This is a genomic window from Qipengyuania pacifica (genome assembly GCF_019711555.1).
Taxonomy (GTDB): domain Bacteria; phylum Pseudomonadota; class Alphaproteobacteria; order Sphingomonadales; family Sphingomonadaceae; genus Qipengyuania; species Qipengyuania pacifica.
In genome coordinates this window covers 415,687-433,951 of sequence record NZ_JAIGNQ010000003.1, presented here as the reverse complement: position 1 = coordinate 433,951, position 18,265 = coordinate 415,687, and the positions used below count along the sequence as shown (strand labels likewise).

17 protein-coding genes are annotated in these 18,265 nt (G+C 59.9%); 6 read left to right on the top strand and 11 right to left on the bottom strand.

The window, feature by feature from the left end:
- Positions 1-30: 30 nt before the first annotated feature.
- Together K3177_RS11795 and rsmI are read right to left on the bottom strand one after the other, a co-directional pair.
- A complete protein-coding gene (locus K3177_RS11795) occupies positions 31-381 on the bottom strand; it encodes a YraN family protein (RefSeq protein WP_221598400.1) in 351 nt (116 codons plus the stop codon).
- Positions 378-1,232 carry a 16S rRNA (cytidine(1402)-2'-O)-methyltransferase gene (gene rsmI / locus K3177_RS11790; protein WP_196846122.1) on the bottom strand — a complete coding sequence of 285 codons (855 nt, stop codon included), beginning with the start codon at positions 1,230-1,232 and terminating at the stop codon, positions 378-380. Before rsmI ends, K3177_RS11795 begins: the two co-directional genes overlap by 4 nt.
- Before the next feature lie 37 nt (positions 1,233-1,269).
- Here rsmI and K3177_RS11785 point away from each other — a divergent pair, with 37 nt between their 5' ends.
- From K3177_RS11785 to mazG, 3 genes are all read left to right on the top strand, one after another.
- Positions 1,270-2,430 carry a penicillin-binding protein activator gene (locus K3177_RS11785; RefSeq protein ID WP_221598399.1) on the top strand — a complete coding sequence of 387 codons (1,161 nt, stop codon included), beginning with the start codon at positions 1,270-1,272 and terminating at the stop codon, positions 2,428-2,430.
- A gap of 64 nt (positions 2,431-2,494) precedes the next feature.
- On the top strand, positions 2,495-4,471 hold the full coding sequence (parE, locus tag K3177_RS11780; RefSeq protein WP_221598398.1) for a DNA topoisomerase IV subunit B: 1,977 nt from the start codon (positions 2,495-2,497) through the stop codon (positions 4,469-4,471).
- Positions 4,472-4,530: 59 nt separating this feature from the next.
- The gene (gene mazG / locus K3177_RS11775) at positions 4,531-5,295 is read left to right on the top strand and encodes a nucleoside triphosphate pyrophosphohydrolase (RefSeq protein WP_221598397.1); all 765 of its coding nucleotides are present in this window, start codon (positions 4,531-4,533) and stop codon (positions 5,293-5,295) included.
- Here mazG and hflX read toward each other — a convergent pair.
- The 7 genes from hflX to dusB form a co-directional block, all read right to left on the bottom strand.
- Positions 5,292-6,587 carry a GTPase HflX gene (gene hflX / locus K3177_RS11770; RefSeq protein WP_173830110.1) on the bottom strand — a complete coding sequence of 432 codons (1,296 nt, stop codon included), beginning with the start codon at positions 6,585-6,587 and terminating at the stop codon, positions 5,292-5,294. The two genes, mazG and hflX, sit on opposite strands and share 4 nt — an antisense overlap.
- A 17-nt stretch (positions 6,588-6,604) precedes the next feature.
- Complete coding sequence (gene hfq / locus K3177_RS11765; RefSeq protein ID WP_221598396.1) at positions 6,605-7,144, bottom strand: RNA chaperone Hfq; 540 nt, start codon at positions 7,142-7,144, stop codon at positions 6,605-6,607.
- A 166-nt stretch (positions 7,145-7,310) separates the two neighbouring features.
- On the bottom strand, positions 7,311-8,696 hold the full coding sequence (gene ntrX, locus K3177_RS11760) for a nitrogen assimilation response regulator NtrX (RefSeq protein WP_103025052.1): 1,386 nt from the start codon (positions 8,694-8,696) through the stop codon (positions 7,311-7,313).
- 17 nt (positions 8,697-8,713) lie between these two features.
- Positions 8,714-10,933, bottom strand: a complete 2,220-nt coding sequence (locus tag K3177_RS11755) for a sensor histidine kinase (RefSeq protein ID WP_221598395.1) — start codon at positions 10,931-10,933, stop codon at positions 8,714-8,716.
- 85 nt (positions 10,934-11,018) lie between these two features.
- Complete coding sequence (locus tag K3177_RS11750) at positions 11,019-12,431, bottom strand: sigma-54-dependent transcriptional regulator (protein WP_221598394.1); 1,413 nt, start codon at positions 12,429-12,431, stop codon at positions 11,019-11,021.
- Between the two features lie 7 nt (positions 12,432-12,438).
- Positions 12,439-13,503 carry a two-component system sensor histidine kinase NtrB gene (locus tag K3177_RS15550; RefSeq protein ID WP_221598393.1) on the bottom strand — a complete coding sequence of 355 codons (1,065 nt, stop codon included), beginning with the start codon at positions 13,501-13,503 and terminating at the stop codon, positions 12,439-12,441.
- On the bottom strand, positions 13,500-14,519 hold the full coding sequence (gene dusB, locus K3177_RS11740; protein WP_221598392.1) for a tRNA dihydrouridine synthase DusB: 1,020 nt from the start codon (positions 14,517-14,519) through the stop codon (positions 13,500-13,502). Before dusB ends, K3177_RS15550 begins: the two co-directional genes overlap by 4 nt.
- Before the next feature lie 81 nt (positions 14,520-14,600).
- Here dusB and K3177_RS11735 point away from each other — a divergent pair, with 81 nt between their 5' ends.
- From K3177_RS11735 to K3177_RS11725, 3 genes are read left to right on the top strand one after another with little or no spacing between them, the layout of a single operon-like run.
- Complete coding sequence (locus K3177_RS11735; protein ID WP_221598391.1) at positions 14,601-15,743, top strand: bifunctional 2-C-methyl-D-erythritol 4-phosphate cytidylyltransferase/2-C-methyl-D-erythritol 2,4-cyclodiphosphate synthase; 1,143 nt, start codon at positions 14,601-14,603, stop codon at positions 15,741-15,743.
- 4 nt (positions 15,744-15,747) lie between these two features.
- Positions 15,748-16,293 (top strand): hypothetical protein, encoded by a 546-nt coding sequence (locus K3177_RS11730; RefSeq protein WP_221598390.1) that lies wholly within the window; start codon positions 15,748-15,750, stop codon positions 16,291-16,293.
- Positions 16,293-16,793, top strand: a complete 501-nt coding sequence (locus K3177_RS11725) for a CinA family protein (RefSeq protein ID WP_103025058.1) — start codon at positions 16,293-16,295, stop codon at positions 16,791-16,793. The genes K3177_RS11730 and K3177_RS11725 overlap by 1 nt, the downstream gene beginning before the upstream one ends.
- Here the strand turns inward: K3177_RS11725 and K3177_RS11720 are convergent.
- Complete coding sequence (locus tag K3177_RS11720; RefSeq protein ID WP_103025059.1) at positions 16,790-17,245, bottom strand: type II toxin-antitoxin system RatA family toxin; 456 nt, start codon at positions 17,243-17,245, stop codon at positions 16,790-16,792. The two genes, K3177_RS11725 and K3177_RS11720, sit on opposite strands and share 4 nt — an antisense overlap.
- A complete protein-coding gene (lipA, locus tag K3177_RS11715) occupies positions 17,245-18,186 on the bottom strand; it encodes a lipoyl synthase (protein ID WP_103025091.1) in 942 nt (313 codons plus the stop codon). Before lipA ends, K3177_RS11720 begins: the two co-directional genes overlap by 1 nt.
- Positions 18,187-18,265: the final 79 nt, after the last annotated feature.

Below are 18,265 nucleotides of genomic sequence, written 5' to 3'. Positions count from 1 at the left end.
TTCTCCGATCATCTGGCGCCCATTCAGCGATCAGGGCTGCCAGGCATTGGCGATGTGGCGAGGGAAGCTACCGGGCGCAAGGAGGATTACGTCGATCCGGATGTCTTCACCATTCACAGCATAACGATGCGCCGCCGCTTCGACCGCTGCGGCGACGCGGGAAAGACGATATTCGTCGATCGCATGATCGAGGTCGACGCCCCGTTTTCGCCATTTCACCTCCACGAAGGCGATGATCGAGCCGCGCTTGGCGACCAGATCGATCTCGCCGACGGGCGTTTTGACCCGCTGGTCGAGGATCTGCCATCCTTTCGCCCGAAGCCAGAAGGCTGCACGCGCTTCACCGTCGCGGCCATTCTTCTCCGCCGATTGGCGCTTCATGCCGAGCGGAGTTCCATCGCGCGGGCATATAACGTCTTGCGATCCATCCCGGTTGCTTTGGCCACCTGAGCCGCGGCCTGCGAGGCTTTCATCGTCCTCAACGCATTCCGAAGCATAGCATCGGCATCTTCTTCGCTGGCAATGCTTTCCGGTGGGGGCCCGACCAACAACACGATTTCGCCTTTGGGCGGGTTGGCATCATAATATGCCAGCAGACCGGATGGCAGCCCGCGGCGCAGTTCCTCGTGAAGCTTTGTGATTTCGCGCGCCACGGCAACTTCACGATCAGGCAATGCCGCTTCGATCGCCGCTAGAGATTTCGTCAGTCGCGGCGCGGTTTCGTAGAATACCAGTGTGGCGTCTACTGCCGCAAGCTCATCCAAGATCTCTCGCCTCGCCTTTTCCTTACTCGGCAGGAAACCGGCGAACAGGAACCGGTCGTTCGGCAATCCGGACAGGGCTAGGCCACTAATAGCAGCGCAAGCCCCGGGAAGGGCGGTCACCGGAATGCCCTCGGCCCGGCAGTCGTTGACGAGGCGATAGCCCGGATCCGATACCATCGGCGTGCCTGCATCGCTGACCAGTGCGACCGCTTTCGATCGCATGGATTCGACCAGGCGCGTTCGGTCGCGATGTTCGCTATGATCGTCATAGCGCCACATCGGTTTCGAAATACCCAGATGTTTTAGCAGCTTGCCCGTTACGCGGGTATCCTCGCACGCGACGCCGTCGCATTGTCGCAACACTTCGACCGCTCTCAGCGTAATATCGCCGAGATTGCCGATCGGGGTGGAGACGATATAGAGCCCCGGTGTAAGGGATCGGTTTTCGGGTGAAGTTGCATCGGACACCGTTCACCCATGAACCAAGAATGAGGGATGCGGCAAGATGAAGCGCTGGACTATCGACCGTCGGGCAATGGTTACCGTGGGGCTGGCAGCATTGCTGGGCGCCTGCGCGGTGATTCCAAAGGGTGCAGAACGCCCCGGCCCCGTGGCCCAGACGCCCGCACCGGAACCGACCGAAAGCCTGCCAAGCGATGAAACGCGGCACCGCATCGCATTGCTCGTGCCAATGACCGGCCAGAACGGCCCGGTCGGCCAGTCGATTGCCAATGCAACCACCATGGCGCTGCTCGACACGAACGCCGACAATCTTCGCATCACGACCTATGATACAGCGAAAGGCCCGGAGGCCGCTGCGCAGCAGGCTATTGCGGAAGGCAACAAGCTCATCCTCGGCCCACTACTCGGTTCGAACATCCGGTCGGTCGTTGCCTCTGCCCGCGCGGCTGACGTGCCGGTCATATCTTTTTCCAACGATATCAGCGCTGCGGGCCCCGACGTGTTCATCATGGGCCAGATTCCCGACCAGTCGATCATGCGTACCATCCAGTACGCGCGCAGCAAGGGTGCGCAGAGGTTTGCCGTTATCGCGCCCGATGGTGAATATGGCGCCCGAGCAGAAAATGCCATGCGCCAGGCCGTGTCCGCCTTTGGCGGAGAAGTGGTGTGGACCGAACGGTATGCCCGCGGCAATACCTCCATCGTCAGCGCGGCCCAGCGCCTCAAATCGCATGGGGGCTATGATGCGGTCCTGATCGCAGATGGCGCGCGTCTCGCGGCACAGGCGGCTGGTGTGCTCAATCCTTCCGGTGGCGGCGACAAGACCCGCCTTCTCGGCACCGAATTGTGGAGCGGAGAAAGCGCGGTCACTCGGGCCTCGGCATTGGGCGGCGCATGGTTCTCGGCCATATCGGACGCGCGTTACAAACGGTTTGTGGACAGTTACGAGGCGCGCTTCGGCAGCCAGCCCTATCGCATCGCGACCCTTGGATACGACGCCGTGCTACTGACCTTGCGGGTTGCGCGCGACTGGCGTGTCGGACGGGATTTTCCCGAAAGCGAGTTGCTCGCGTCGGACGGTTTTCTGGGGCTGGATGGGGCGTTCCGCTTCGGTCGCAACGGAATGGTCGAACGTGCTTTTGAAGTACGCGAAGTACGCAATGGGTCGGTCGTCGTGGTCGATAACGCGCCTGCCCGGTTCTAAGCAGAGCGGATAACCTGGCCGGGGCGCTTGTAGGCGGACAGATCGGCGCGATATAGCAGCAGCCATGTCCGACGATCTGTTCGAAAACACGCCCACTTCCAGCGGCGATTACGACGCTTCCTCGATCGAGGTTCTGGAAGGCCTCGAACCCGTTCGCCGCAGGCCCGGCATGTATATCGGCGGGACCGACGACCGCGCGCTGCACCATCTTGTCGCCGAAGTACTCGACAATTCGATGGACGAGGCAGTAGCCGGGCATGCCACGCGGATCGAGGTGCGGCTCGACGAAGGCAATCGCGTAACCGTCTCGGACAACGGACGCGGTATGCCGGTGGGCGAACACCCCAAATTCCCGGGCAAATCCACGCTCGAGGTCATCCTCTCCACGCTGCACTCCGGAGGCAAATTCTCTGGCAAGGCCTACGCCACCAGCGGCGGCCTGCACGGCGTCGGCGTTTCGGTCGTGAACGCCCTGTCCAGCGATACGCGGGTCGAGGTCGCGCGTGACAAGCAGCTTTACGCGCAGAGCTTTTCCAAGGGGCAGACCTTGGGCGCGCTGGAAGAACTCGGCCCCACCCCCAATCGGCGTGGGACGACGGTCAGCTTCGTCCCCGATATCGAAATATTCGGCGACCGCCAGTTCAGTCCCAAGCGCCTGTTCAAGCTCGCCCGTTCAAAGGCCTATCTCTTTGCAGGCGTCGAAATCCGCTGGAAATGCGCCGAAAGTCTGGCCAGCGAAGACGTGCCGGCAGAAGCCGTGTTCAAGTTTCCCGGCGGTCTGGCCGATCATCTTGCCGAACAGCTCGGCGGACGTGAATGCGTTACTACGCAGCCTTTCGCGGGCAATCAGGATTTCCCCGACGAGGCTGGCCGTGTCGAATGGGCCATCGCATGGCCGCTCTATTCGGACGGATCGACAAGCTGGTACTGCAACACCGTGCCCACCCCCGATGGCGGAACGCATGAACAGGGGCTCCGCGCGGCGCTCATCAAGGGACTGCGTGGCTTCGGCGAACTGACAGGAGCGAAAAAGGCCAAGGACCTTACTGCCGACGACGTAATGACTGGCGCCGAGGTCATGCTCAGTGTCTTCATTCGCGACCCCCAGTTCCAGAGCCAGACCAAGGACCGGCTTACTTCGCCAGAGGCTGCGCGACTGGTGGAAAACGCCGTTCGCGATCATTTCGACCATTTCCTCTCCGACAATATGGATCGGGGCAAAGCCCTACTCGGGCAGGTCATGGAGCGAATGGACGAGCGCCTGCGTCGCAAGCAGGAGCGCGAGATCAAGCGCAAGACCGCAACCAATGCCAAGAAGCTGCGCCTGCCGGGCAAGCTCACCGACTGTTCGGGCGAAGGCGATGGTGAGACCGAACTTTTCATCGTTGAAGGCGACAGCGCAGGCGGCAGCGCCAAGCAGGCGCGCAATCGCAAGACTCAGGCAATCCTCCCGATCCGCGGTAAAATTCTGAACGTCGCATCCGCCACCGCCGACAAAATCCGTGCCAACAGCGAAATCGCCGATCTCTCACTCGCCATGGGGTGCGGCACACGCAAGGATTGCGATCCCGAACAACTACGGTACGATCGCATCATCATCATGACCGATGCCGACGTCGACGGCGCACACATCGCCACGTTGCTCATGACGTTCTTTTTCCAGGAAATGCCCGATGTCGTGCGCAATGGGCACCTCTACCTTGCGCAGCCTCCGCTTTATCGCCTGACAGCCGGTAAGGAGAGTCGGTATGCACGCGACGACGCGCATCGCAAGGAATTGGAAGAAACGGTTTTCAAGGGCAAGAAAGTCGAAGTCGGTCGCTTCAAGGGTCTAGGCGAGATGAATCCGGCCCAGCTGCGCGAAACGACCATGAACCCTGAAAGCCGGAGCCTGATCCGCATTACCCTGCCCGTCGAATTCGAACAGCGTGCAGTGGTGAAGGAACTCGTCGATCAGTTGATGGGACGCAACCCCGAACACCGGTTCAATTTCATCCAGAACAATGCCGGCGAATTCGATCGCGAGATGATCGACGCGTAAATCCGCGGGTCCGGTCCGCAGGATCGATCAGCCCAAAACCCTAGCCTTTGGATTGGCCCATGTCCCATCAGACCGACCGACTATTGAGGATCATGGCGCGACTGCGCGACCCGAAGGCCGGCTGTGAGTGGGATAGAGCGCAGACCTTCTCGACGATAGCGCCTTATACCATCGAAGAGGCTTACGAGGTCGCCGACGCCATCGAGCGGGCCGACATGGACGAGCTGCGTGGCGAACTTGGCGATCTGCTGTTTCAAGTCGTCTTCCACGCGCGAATGGCCGAGGAATCGGGCGACTTTTCTTATGAAGACGTCGCGCGTGACATCTCCGACAAGATGGAGGCACGTCATCCCCACATCTTTGGCGACGAAGGCGGGATCATGGAAGACAGCCGCTGGGAAGAGATCAAGGCGGCGGAACGCGCTGCTGCCGGATCGACCAGCGCGGTGGACGGCGTAGCGCTTGCCCTGCCCGCGCTACTCCGCTCGGACAAGCTTCAGAAGCGGGCTGCACGTATCGGGTTCGAATGGCCCGATATCGAGGGTCCGATCCAGAAACTTCATGAAGAATTGGGCGAACTGGCGCTTGCCGAAACCGAACGGGACAGGCTTATGGAAGCCGGCGATGTGCTGTTCGTAGCGGTCAACATCGTGCGCCGATACGGGGTCGATCCGGAACAGGCTCTACGTGCATCGAACGGCAAGTTCGAACGTCGGTTCAAGAAGATGGAAGAACTGGCTCGAAGCGACGGCAAGGATTTCGCCGAACTCGATCTCGATACGCAGGAGCTTTACTGGCAACGTGCAAAAGCACAGATCGGTTAATCGAGCGCCTCGTACTGGCCCATTTCCTTGGGATTGAGCCGAACAGTGATGAGGCGGTTGGAACCATCGGTTTCCGCTTCGACATCTTCAAGCACTTCGCCATGCGCATGCAGCCAGGCAATGCGGCGGCCATCGCTGGCGGGCACCTCGAAGCTTCGAAGAGTAGCGTTGCGGGTCAACATGCTTCCGAGACGATCGAGCAAAGTATCGACACCGTCTCCAGTCAACGCAGACATGGCGACAATGTCGTCGTCAGCTTCGACCTGCTCGCCCAGTTCTTCCGCGTCGTCGTCGTTCAGCAGGTCCCATTTGTTCCAGACCTCCAGGATCGGGATCGACGTATCTCCTTCCCCATCGATAACGCCAAGATCGCGCAATACATCCAGGACCTGCGCTTTCTGTGCGGCCGTCGAAGGGTTTGAAATATCCCGCACATGGCAGATGACGTCGGCCGACGTCACTTCCTCCAGCGTGGCGCGGAAAGCGGCGACCAACTGTGTCGGCAGATCGGAGATGAAGCCCACTGTATCCGACAGGATTGCCTTTTCGACGCCTGGCAAGGCTATTGCCCGCATTGTCGGATCGAGTGTCGCGAATAGCAGATCTTCCGCCATGACTGTGGCGCCGGTGAGGTGGTTGAACAGCGTCGATTTGCCGGCGTTTGTGTATCCGACAAGGGCGACCACTGGCCAAGGAGCCCGTTCGCGCCTTTCGCGATGCAAGCCGCGGGTCTTGCGAACCTGCTCGAGTTCCTTGCGCAAGCGGCCCATACGCTGGCGGATCATTCGCCGGTCGGCTTCGATCTGCGTCTCGCCCGGACCGCCGAGAAAACCGAAGCCACCGCGCTGGCGTTCGAGGTGAGTCCAGCTACGTACGAGCCGGCTCTGCTGATAGTCCAGATGCGCCAGCTCTACCTGCAAACGCCCTTCGGCGGTCGCAGCACGCTCCCCGAATATTTCGAGGATGAGGCCGGTTCGATCGATTACCTTGCGGGAAAGCTTGTCTTCGAGGTTACGCTGCTGGATCGGGGTTAGCGCCCCGTCAACCACCACAAGTTCGGCTTCGTTCTGTTCGCAAGCAATGGCGATGTTGTCGACCTGCCCGGCCCCGAACAACAGATTGGGTCGCACCTCCCTTACAGGCAGCACGAAACTTTCCGCGATCGTAATCCCGATGGCAAGCGCAAGGCCTTCAGCTTCGGCCAGCCGGGATTGGGCATCCAGATCGTAGGCCATCCCACGGATGTCCGGGCACACCACGAGTGCCCGCGCCCCGCGGGATACCTCTCCCATCAGATCATCGTCGAAACTCAGGAGTCGTCCTCTTCCCATTCTTCCGTCAGATCGACCGCCGTAGCCGGCTGGATCGTCGACACGGCATGCTTATACGCGAGTTGAACATACCCGTCGCGTTCTAACAGCATGCAGAACAGATCGTAGGCGGCAATCCTGCCCTGCAGCATCACCCCATTGACCAAGAACATTGTTACCTGCGCTTCGGCTTGGCTGACCCGGCTCAGGAAAACATCCTGAAGCAGACGCTGCTTCGCGCCAGAACTCTGGCTGCCGAACTGTTCCGTATCAACCGGCTGTGCTGGCATGATCGTGCTGATCGCATGCTTGTAGACCAGTTGCGACTGCCCATCCCGACGAAGCAGGATGGAGAAATTATCGAACCACGTGACGATGCCCTGAAGCTTGACTCCCTTGACCAGAAACATGGTCACGGGAGACTTGTTCTTTCGCAAGAGGTTCAAAAAGGCGTCCTGCAGGTTTTGCGGACGCGCCCGGTGTTCGGGCTGAGGCGGCTTGGGTCGTGGCCGCGCAGAGAGTGTTCGTTCGCCGGACATATTCTTTCCCGTTTTTTGGCGGCCCGTCTTAGAACCGCAATCTGGGCGCCCACCACGCCCGGGGTGTCCGCAAGTTCTTCGCGAACAAACCTAATGTGGTTGAATACTCATAACAACGCAACGCAATCCTAGTTTCGAATAAAATCGCGCAACTTTGCGATCCTGTTCAACTCTTACGATCGGATCCCTTGCGCTCGACCATACCAAGCAGCTTCAGTTTCCGGTGCAGAGCCGATCGCTCCATCCCGATGAAAGTCGCCGTCTTAGAGATATTGCCTGAAAATCTGCGAATCTGGACGGTAAGATATTCTCTCTCGAAGTTCTCGCGCGCCTCGCGTAACGGGGCACCCATCATTGCTCCGACACCGCCGTTAGCGCCGATTTTCCCGCCAAGTACTTCTTCGGGAAGCATATCGACCTCGATCTGCTCCAGGTTTTCTCGCGGTGTCAGGATGATCGTCCGCTCGACGACATTGCGTAATTGGCGCACATTGCCCGGCCAGTCGTATGCTTGCAGAGCCGCCATGGCTTCTTCGCTGATTGTCGGCGGGCGCAATCCCTGTTCGGTTGCATAACGCGCGAAAAACCCATCGGCCAACGACGGGATGTCGTCCCGGCGCTCGGCCAGAGATGGGACTTCCACCGGCACCACGTTCAAACGATAGAAGAGGTCTTCGCGAAACCGCTTCTCTTCCATTTCGTTTGCGAGGTCGCGCGACGTCGATGAGACGACGCGGACGTCTACACCGATTTGTCGAGTCCCCCCGACCCGCACGAAACTCTGTTCTGTCAGAACACGTAGAATGCGCGCCTGTGTGGAAAGCGGCATGTCCGCGACTTCATCCAGATAGAGCGTGCCTCCGTCGGCAGTCTCCAGCAGGCCTGGCCGCACCAGCTTGCCATCTGCCTCTTCCCCGAACAGTTCCTCTTCAAACCGTTCGGGGGTGATGCGCGCGGAATTGACGATGACAAAGGCCTTGTCCGCCCGCGGGCTCCAGCTGTGGAGCAGACGCGCAGCCACTTCTTTGCCGGCCCCTGCGGGTCCGGTCACCAGAACACGACTGCCGGTGCTTGCGACGCGCTTCAGCGTTGCCCGCACAGCATTTATGACTGCCGAATTGCCCGTGAACTCGTCGATCTGCGACTCGTTCTCGCGCAACCGCGTATTCTCGCGGCGAAGCCTTTCCGTCTCCGTTGCTCGCTCGACCAGGTAAAGCAGACGTTCCGCTTCGAATGGCTTCTCGATGAAGTCGACGGCGCCGCGACTGACGGCACTGACGGCCGTGTCGATATTGCCGTGACCGGAGAAAATGATGACGGGCAAATCGGGTTCACGTACCTTGATGGCATCGAGAACCTCGAGCCCATCCATCTGGCTACCGTGTAGCCATACGTCCAGCAGCACCAGGCTGGGTCGCTTTGTGTCGACCGCTTCAAGCGCAGAAGTACTATCGGCCGCGGTGCGGCACTCGTAGCCCTCATCACTCAGGACCCCCGCGACCAGTTCGCGGATGTCGCGTTCGTCATCGACGATCAGAATGTCTAACGCCATACGGCCTTATCCTTCATCTATCCTGTGTGCTGCCCGTCGCCATTCTTGGCGAGCGGATCGCGTGCAAATCGCATTGTTACGCGCGTGCCGCCGGTTTCAACCGAGGTGAACGTCATTTCACCGCCGTGTTCCTCGACGATCTTGTTGACGATCGCCAAACCCAGACCGGTGCCTTTTTCGCGCGTGGTCACATAAGGTTCGAGAATGTTGACCCGGTCCTGCGGCAACCCAATTCCGTTATCCTGCACCGAGACGATTACCGAATCCTCGCCCGGCTCGACCGCGATCAGGATCTTGCCGCGGTAATCGACGTCGGACGACTGGAGTTTGGTTTCAATCGCTTCGTAAGCATTCTTGAGCGTATTGGTCAGCGCCTGGCCCAATTGGTGCCTGTCGCATTGCATGCGTATCGGGCCATCATGTGGCGCTTCCAACCGGTAATCGACATCGGGGTGCGCGACTTCCTGGAGGAACAGCGACTGCCTGACCAGATCGAGCATGTCCTCAGGGCGGAAACTTGGTTTGGGCAGTCGCGCAAAGCTGGAGAATTCATCCACCATCTTCCGGAGATCACCCACCTGCCGAACGATCGTGCTGGTCAATTCATCGAACAACTCGCCATCTTGTGCGATCTGTTTGCGGTATCTGCGCTTCAATCGCTCCGTCGCGAGCTGAATGGGGGTCAGCGGGTTCTTGATTTCGTGAGCAATCCTGCGGGCAACATCGGACCATGCGGCCTGCCGTTGATCGAGAAGCTGCCGGGTAATGTCTTCAAACGTAATGACATGTCCGTCACTTTCGCGACCGATCTTGACCGCCAGCGTCAGCAATTCGCCCCTGCGGTTATGCGACACGACGCCTCTGGTCAGGCCGGCCCTGACCATTGCGCCAATCTGCGGTGCAAGATCATCGAGCGTGCTGGGCAACTCCTGCGGTGAGGCATCGTTTTCCAGCATAGCCTGCGCCGGTGCGTTCATCAGGAGCACATTCAGGTCGGTATCGACTGAAATCACGCCCGCACTCACAGATTCAAGAACCGCTTCAATGAAGCTACGCCGCTCTTCCAGCTCGGTATTTGCAGAGAGCAGCGCATCGGTCTGCTTTTCCAACTGAGCGGTCATCCGGTTGAAGGCGCGGTTCAGCAACCCGATCTCATCGGCGCCCGTCCGTCCTTCGACGCGAAGCGCGAAATTACCCGCCCCGACCTTGCGCGCGGCCGCCACCAGATCGGTAAGCGGCTCGACCTGTCGGTCGGCAAAGCGAAGCGCGAACCAGACGGCGAGGCCCACCAGAGCAAGGGACACGAAAAACAGCGCCAGATTAAAGCGCAGTTGAAGGGCCCGGGCCCGTTTCGTCAGTTCGTTGTACTTGCTGGAAATCGAGCGAGCGGTCTGCCAACTGCGAAAGGTCCCGGCTTCGGCATTGCGCGCTGTATAGAGATAGATACCCGTGTCGCGATCGATCGGTGCAACTGCTTCGATCCGTTGAGGACTTCCCCGGACCGCAACCTGTTCTCCAGCATTCAGTCGTGCGAACGATTGCTGCGCAAACGCTCGAGGGTCGCTGTCCTCATTTAGTCCGTAGACAACCGCTGTGCGCATCGACCTGTCGGGCATCGCCTGCAGAATTGCGCTTTCCATCACATCGCGAGGTTCCGCCTGGTACTGATAAACCAAGGCGAAATTCGGATCTGTCAATTCGACGCGTCCAAGAATGGAGCGCATGTCCATAGCCATCGAAATCGTTTCATTGGCCAGATCAAGCTGGTTTTCCTCATAGTAGCTGTCGGCGAGCCTATTGGCGTTTTCCATCAGGCCACGTGAATCGTCCGAAAACCAGAAATCGGCGCCCGACTGGAACAGGAACGCGGCGAAGCCGGCGACCATCAATGTCGGAACGGCGGCAATCATCGAGAAAAAGAATACCAGCCGCACGTGAAGCCGCGCGGTACTTCCCGCCGCTCGCCTCAAAGCAATCCTGCGGCCCGCGAGGACCAGCAGTGCCATCGAAGGGATCAGCATGCCGATCAGAAGCCCGGCGACCTGCCGGGACGGCAGCAAGGCGCCGTCGGGCGGTGCATTGGTGAAAGTGGCCCAAGTGCTGGCCCCGATAACCACAATAGCGATCGCGGCAGCGATTTCGATATAGGCGAATATATTCTTGCGGCGCGACGTCACAATGAATCTGCGCCACCAGCGAGGAGTCTGATTCCTTGGTACTTCTACGCCTGACGCCATCGTGGCGGGCATACAACGGGAGTGTTGCACATTTGCAAGTATAAATTCGACAAATTGTGGCCGGCTGTCGCCAGTTCGCGCGGCATCAACTCCGGCGCGCGAAATTTTCTGGTGTAATATCAAGCTCAGAGAGGCGTTTTCGCAGGGTGTTGCGATTTATGCCTAGCATGCGTGCCGCGCGTAACTGGTTTCCCTGCGTCCGCTGGAGTGTGTGCTCGAACAGCGGCTTTTCGAAAGCAGCGAGCGCCGCATGATACACACCGCCATCCACCGGACGAGCTTCGTCGAACCATGCTTCGAGCGCCGCTTCAAGACCATGTTTGGCGCTTTCACCCTCGGGCTTTCGAACCGCTGGCAATAAATCGTCGACAGCAGAACGATCGATCACGTCCTCGCGCGCCATCAGGGCAAGGCGAAAGATCGCATTACGTAGTTCGCGTACATTTCCCCGCCATTCGCGTGCCTCGAGGGCTTCGATCGCTCCCAGGCTCGCTTGTCGGTTGGGCAGACCCTCGCTCGCGGCCTGTCCAAGGAAATGGCGAACCAGCGCGCCGACATCCTCCGATCGCTCCCGCAACGGCGGGAGATGGATCGGAACCACGTTCAGGCGATAATAGAGGTCCTCGCGAAAGCGCCCTTCGCCGATCATCGGCACCAGATCACGATTGGTCGCCGCGACGATGCGTACATCTACGCCGATTTCCTGCCGCCCTCCGACCCGGCGAATCCTGCCAGATTGCAATGCGCGCAACAGCCGCGTTTGCGCTTCGGCCGGCATGTCCCCGATTTCGTCGAGGAACAGCGTCCCGCCATTGGCCTGCTCGAACTTGCCGATCTGTTGGCTGACAGCTCCGGTGAAGGCCCCGCGCTCGTGACCGAAGAGCTCGCTTTCAAGAAGATCGTGCGGAATGGCTGCCATGTTGACCGCCACGAACGGCCCCGTCTTGCGCGAACCGAGCTCGTGGATGGCTTCCGCCACCAGCTCCTTGCCTGTGCCACTCTCGCCGGTAATCAGGACCGTTAGATCGTTCCTCAGGACGCGGGTGATCATCCGGAACACGCCCTGCATGGCGGGACTGCGCCCGATCAGTGGCAACGTGCTTTCTTCCGGCCCCTCGACGCCCTCTACCGACGGACGGTTTGCAACCGCCTGCGCAACCGCCTGCATAAGTTCATCGAGATCAAACGGCTTGGGAAAATACTCGAACGCGTCGCTGTCGCTGGCGCGGACTGCCGTATCCAGCGTATTCTGAGCCGACAGAACGATCACGGGCATGTCGGGGGCGGCGCGCCGGACCGCGTCGATCGACGCCAGGCCATCGCCATCCTGCAGCATTACATCTGTCAGCATGACATCGAACCGACCATGGCCGAGCAGCACATCGCGCCGTTCGATGCTCTCGCAGGCGGTAACCTCGAACCCGTCCTCGCGCAGCGCCTCGGTAATGACCGTGGCGATGCTCTTGTCGTCTTCGACCAGCAGAACTGCGTGGCTCATCGGTCCCCTACCCTGCCGCTATCGGCAGATTGATGCGGAAATGCGTTTCACCCGCGCGCTCATCCCGCTCGTGCGAAATGCGCCCCCCCATGTCGCGAAGAAGCTTGCGGACCAGGGCCAGTCCAAGTCCCTGACCATGTGGCTTGCTCGATACGAAAGGCTCGAAAACATGATCGCGCAGCGCAGGATCGATCCCTGGGCCACCGTCGGTCACGGTTATCTCGATCGGCAGCCTGGTCGCCTTGCCGAAGCGTATCGTATTGAAAACGAGCCCGCTGACGAACCGGGTACGTACGCGAACTTTCGGCTCTGACACTCCGGCACACGCGTCGCAGGCATTCGCGATCAGGTTGATCAGAACCTGCTCCAGCGCGCCTTGATCGGCAGCGACGGGTGGCAAAGAGGGATCGAATTCTTCTTCCAGTTCGCATGCCGTGGTGCGCGCTGCCCTGACCGTAGCCATGGCATTGCGGATCGCAGCGTGGAGATTGCACGGCCCCGTGATCTCTACCGGCTTCGCGCCCAATTGCTGCATGCGGTCGACGAGCTGCGCAATGCGGTCCACTTCTGTAGAAATCATTTGCGCCAGCGGCTTGTCCTTGCCCGCAACCCGCCGCGCCAGCAATTGGCTTGCGCCGCGGATCGCGGAAAGCGGGTTCTTGATTTCATGGGCCAGCACTGCCGGGGCACGCAATTCGACGCGTTCGGTTTCGTCTTCGTCATTTTCCGGCTGCCCGGCATCAGACAGGGTAAGGACCCGCCATCCGTTCTCGCCAGGCATTGGCGAACTGCTGATATTCACCCGGCGATCGCCGATCGCAGTGGCGATGGTCGCACCACGCGCCACGATCTGCGCATCGTTGGACTGTAACCGATCGCTCAGGCGTTGATCGGAAATTCCCACTACGTCCCAGAAACGTTTTTCGGACAATTTGCGAGCACTGCGACCGAGCATTTCTTCGGCAGCATGGTTGGCTTCGACGATCTTGTCGTCTTCATCGAGTAACAACACTGCAAAGATAAGCGACGCTAGCTGGTCGCGCGCGTCAGGCGCACCAGCGGGCGTGCTCACGCGGCCCTTCGCTGCAACATGGGTTCGTAGAACCGTTCGATCTCATCGAGAACCTTCATGGGGTCGTCGATGAAGTTGACGAAATTCCTGAACTCGGCGGAACCGTGCAGTCCCTTGGTGTACCAGCCAAGGTGCTTGCGTGCGATCTTGGTGCCGACATCTTCGCCATAATGGTCCAGCATCATACGATAGTGTTCGATCAGCGTTTCGAACTGTTCGTCCACACTCGGGCTTTCCAGCACTTCGCCGGTGCGCCACCAATGCATCACCTGACCCAGCAGCCAGGGTTTCCCATAAGCCCCGCGACCGATCATGATACCGTCCGCGCCGGATTGATCGAGCGCCTTCGCCGCATCTTCGATGGTGCAGATGTCGCCGTTGGCAATCACTGGAATTGAAACCGCATCCTTGACCTTGCGAATGAATGCCCAGTCTGCGCTGCCCTTGTACATCTGATTGCGCGTGCGGCCGTGTACGGTGATCATTTTGACGCCGAGATCCTGGGCAATGCGCGCGAGTTCCGGGGCATTGAGATCAGCATGATCCCAACCCATGCGCATTTTCACCGTAACCGGGACGTCCACCGCCTTGACCGTCGCTTCCATAAGCTTCGTCGCCAGCGGCACTTCACGCATCAGAGCGGAGCCCGCCAACTGTCCGACGACCTTTCGCACCGGACAACCGAAGTTGATGTCGATTATCGCAGCGCCGTTGTCCTGCTGAAGCTTGGCTGCCTCTGACATGCTGACAGGATCGCACCCGACAAGCTGCATCGAAACAGGTTCTTCGGTCGCGTCCCAGGCAGCCTTCTGAACGCTTTGCCGTGTTTCGCGGATCGCCGCTTCACTTGCGATCATTTCGGTCACGTTGAGACCTGAACCATAACGGCGCACCAACTTGCGGAACGGCAAGTCAGTGACGCCCGTCATAGGCGCAAGCACGACCGGCGTGTCGATCGACACGTCGCCGACAAAAATGGGCTTCGGCGGAGCCGGAGGAAGAGGGGTCATCGTCATGCCGGAAATCATTGCCTAAATATTGGGCAGGCACATAGTGCGTTGCAGCTAAAACGGCAAGCCGCTAGCGCGCTGCTACCTATGGACGACGCCCCCACCCTCCCCTCGTTCGCCGCGATAGTCGTTGCCGCCGGCAAGGGGCTTCGCGCCGGTCAACCGCTTCCCAAACAGTTCGCGATGTGGCGCGGCAAACCGGTTTTGCGCCATTCTGTCGAAACGCTGCTCGATGCAGGGGCTCGTCCGCTCGTAATCGCTGTCCCGCCGGATGGCGAACAGGCGGTGCTGGACGCGTTGGCGGGATTGGAAGGGTTTGCACTGGTAACGGGCGGCACGACGCGTCAGCAATCCGTGAAGAAGGCTCTCGCCGCCGTCGAAAGCGCCGAACGTATCCTGATCCACGATGCAGCCCGGCCGGATCTGCCCCTCCCGGTGATCGAACGCCTGCTCGCCGCGCTGGAGCATCACTCAGGTGCAATACCCGTCCTGCCGGTGATCGACAGCCTCTCAGTCGAGAACGACGGCGTGATGAGCGGCACCGCCCCACGTGAACAGCTTCGGCGCGTACAGACCCCGCAGGCATTTCGCTTTGATGCAATTTTCCGTGCACATCAGGCCTGGAAGGACGAAGACAGTGCCGGTGATGACGCGCAGGTCCTGCGTGCAAATGGTGGCATTGTGGCTCATGTTCAGGGCGATGAACGTCTCGCTAAATTGACCTTCGCGGAGGATTTCATGGTTCAACAGCCGAGCATTCGGATCGGCATGGGCTTCGACGTCCACCGCCTCGTCGAAGGTGAGGAACTCTGGCTCGGCGGTATCCGCCTCGATCATTCCAAAGGGCTTTCCGGCCATAGTGATGCCGATGTCGCCCTGCATGCCATCGTCGATGCACTGCTCGGAGCAGTGGCGAATGGCGATATCGGCAGCCATTTCCCTCCCAGCGATCCCCGGTGGAAAGGCGCCAGCAGTGACCGGTTTTTAGAACACGCGGCCAGGCTTGTTCGGGAAGCCGGTTATGGTGTCGGCAACGTCGATCTGACGATTATCTGCGAAGCACCGAAGATCGGCCCGCACCGCGACGCCATGCGAACACGAATTGCCGATCTGCTTGGCGTTGACATCGCGCTCGTATCGGTAAAGGCCACGACGACGGAACGTCTCGGTCTTACGGGTCGCGGCGAAGGAATAGCGGCGCAGGCAATAGCGACAGTCATCAAGGAATAAGAACATGCAGAGTGCGACCGGCAGAAAAATGATCACCGCGGCCGTGGCCAGCCTAGCATTACTACAGGCTCAGGCTGCCTCGGCTCAGGAATGCATTGCTCCGCAGGATCTGACCGACGCTGCCATCTACGCTGTGCCGGTCATTGCGAATGGCTTTCGTGCATCATGTTCAGCCCAACTTTCACCCAATGGCTTCTTCGCTACCCAGGGCCAGGCTTTCGTCGCCCCTTATGAAGCCATGCAGGCAGAGCGCTGGCCGGGCGCCATGCGCGCCGTCATGGTTTTTGCCACCAGCGGAAAGGAGCAGGTAGACGATGCCGGCATGCGCGAGATGGTACAGAACCTGCCGCCGGAAGCGCTGCGTCCCTTCGTCGATGCGATCCTGGCACAGAAGTTGGGCGAATCCATCAAGCCGGCTGACTGCGGCAAGATCGAACGGGCAATGGAGCTGCTTTCGCCCCTCCCGCCGGAAAATCTCGGCGGACTGCTGACGTTTGTGATGGATGTGACCGGTAACAGGCAGCCGGCAGTATGCGACGTGGACGGGTAATGTCTTCGGCGCTCCTCCCCGAAGAAATCGAAAGCCTGGCGCGCAGGGTTGTCGAAGAAAACAGGGCTGCCAACCGTAAAGTCGTGCTGGCGGAAAGCTGCACCGGTGGGCTGGTCGCAGCCGCACTTACTGAAATACCGGGATCGTCAGCCGTGCTGGATCGCGGTTTCGTCACCTATTCGAACGAGGCCAAGCAGGAAAGCTTGGGCGTCCCACTTGAAATAATCGAAACGTTCGGCGCGGTTTCGATCGCATGCGCATGGGCCATGGCAAAAGGCGCTCTCGAACGCTCTCACGCGGATATCGCTGTCGCAATCAGCGGAGTTGCCGGGCCGGATGGAGGTACCGACCTCAAGCCGGTAGGCACGGTCGTGTTCGCGCGAGTCGTACGCGGTACGGAAAGCGAGCCCGAGGGCGAACTTAAACTTTTCGAACCGATCTCTCGCGCCAGCATCCGCCGCGAAGCGACACTCTGCGCTCTGGATCTGCTGCTACCCTAGAGATTGGCCGCCGCGTTCTCGCGTCCGTAGAGTTCATCCGCCCGGTCTTCGAAAGCCTGCACCATCTTACGGAACGCGCGGTCGAAATACTGACCGGCCAGTGCTTCGAACACGGCATTGCGGAACGTGAAATCGACGCAGAAGTCTATCTCGCACCCGCCGTCTTCGGTCGGGCTGAACGTCCAGTTGTTATCCAGATCCTTCAACGGACCGTCGACGTAAATCACTTCGATGTGATCAGGGCGCTGCTTCAGCACGCGCGAGGTGAACTTTTCACGAATGGCCTTGAAGCCGACGAGCATGTCCGCAACCATTTCCGTTTCGCTGTCGCTGCGTACCCGCGTTGCGACTACCCACGGAAGGAACTTCCCATAGTTGCCGACGTCGGCAACCAGATCGAACATCTGCTCCTGGCTATACGGCAGTCGCCGCTTTTCGCGAATGCCGGGCATCACGCACTCTGCTTGGCCAGCTTCGCTTCCCGCGCCGCGCGCATTTGGGCGAAGTCGTCACCGGCATGATAGCTGGACCGCGTGAGCGGGCTCGATGCCACCTGCAGGAAGCCCTTGGCCCGGGCGATCGAGCCATAAGCGGCGAATTGCTTCGGCGTGACGAATTCCTCGACCTTGGCATGCTTGGGCGTGGGCTGGAGATACTGGCCCATGGTAATGAAATCGATATCGGCGCTGCGCATGTCGTCCATTACCTGATGCACCTCGAGACGCGCTTCGCCGAGGCCGAGCATGATACCTGATTTGGTGAAGATCAGCGGATTATGCGCTTTCACCTCCTCGAGCAGACGAAGGGAAGCATAGTATCGCGCTCCAGGCCGGATGGTCGGATAAAGCCGCGGCACTGTTTCCAGATTGTGATTGAACACGTCTGGCCCGGCCTCGCAGATTTCCTCGATCGACTGCTTCATGCGCCCTTTGAAATCGGGGGTCAGGATTTCGATCGTGGTATTCGGCGTCTCCCGACGCAGCGCGTTGATCACCTTGACGAACTGGCCCGCGCCTCTGTCCGGCAGATCGTCGCGATCCACGCTGGTGATCACGATATGCTCGAGCCCCATCGCCGCCGCCGCAGTGGCGGTATGTTCCGGTTCAAGCGGGTCGACCGGCATCGGCATGCCGGTCTTGATGTTGCAGAACCGGCAGGCGCGCGTGCAGGTGTCGCCCAGGATCATCACCGTCGCGTGCTTCTTGGTCCAGCATTCGCCGATATTCGGGCAGGCCGCTTCTTCGCAAACCGTATGCAAGTTGAGCTCTCGCATCAGCTTGCGCGTTTCCTGATAGCCCTTGCTGACAGGAGCCTTCACCCGAATCCAATCGGGCTTGCGCTGCATTTTGGGGCGTTCGCCCTCGGGCTGGGGTGCGGAAGAAAGGTCGTTCATATCGGCGCCCATCTAGGCTCCCTCCCCCTCTCCCGCAACCCGCATAGCTATGCGCGAGGCCTCTTGCATCGCTCACGAA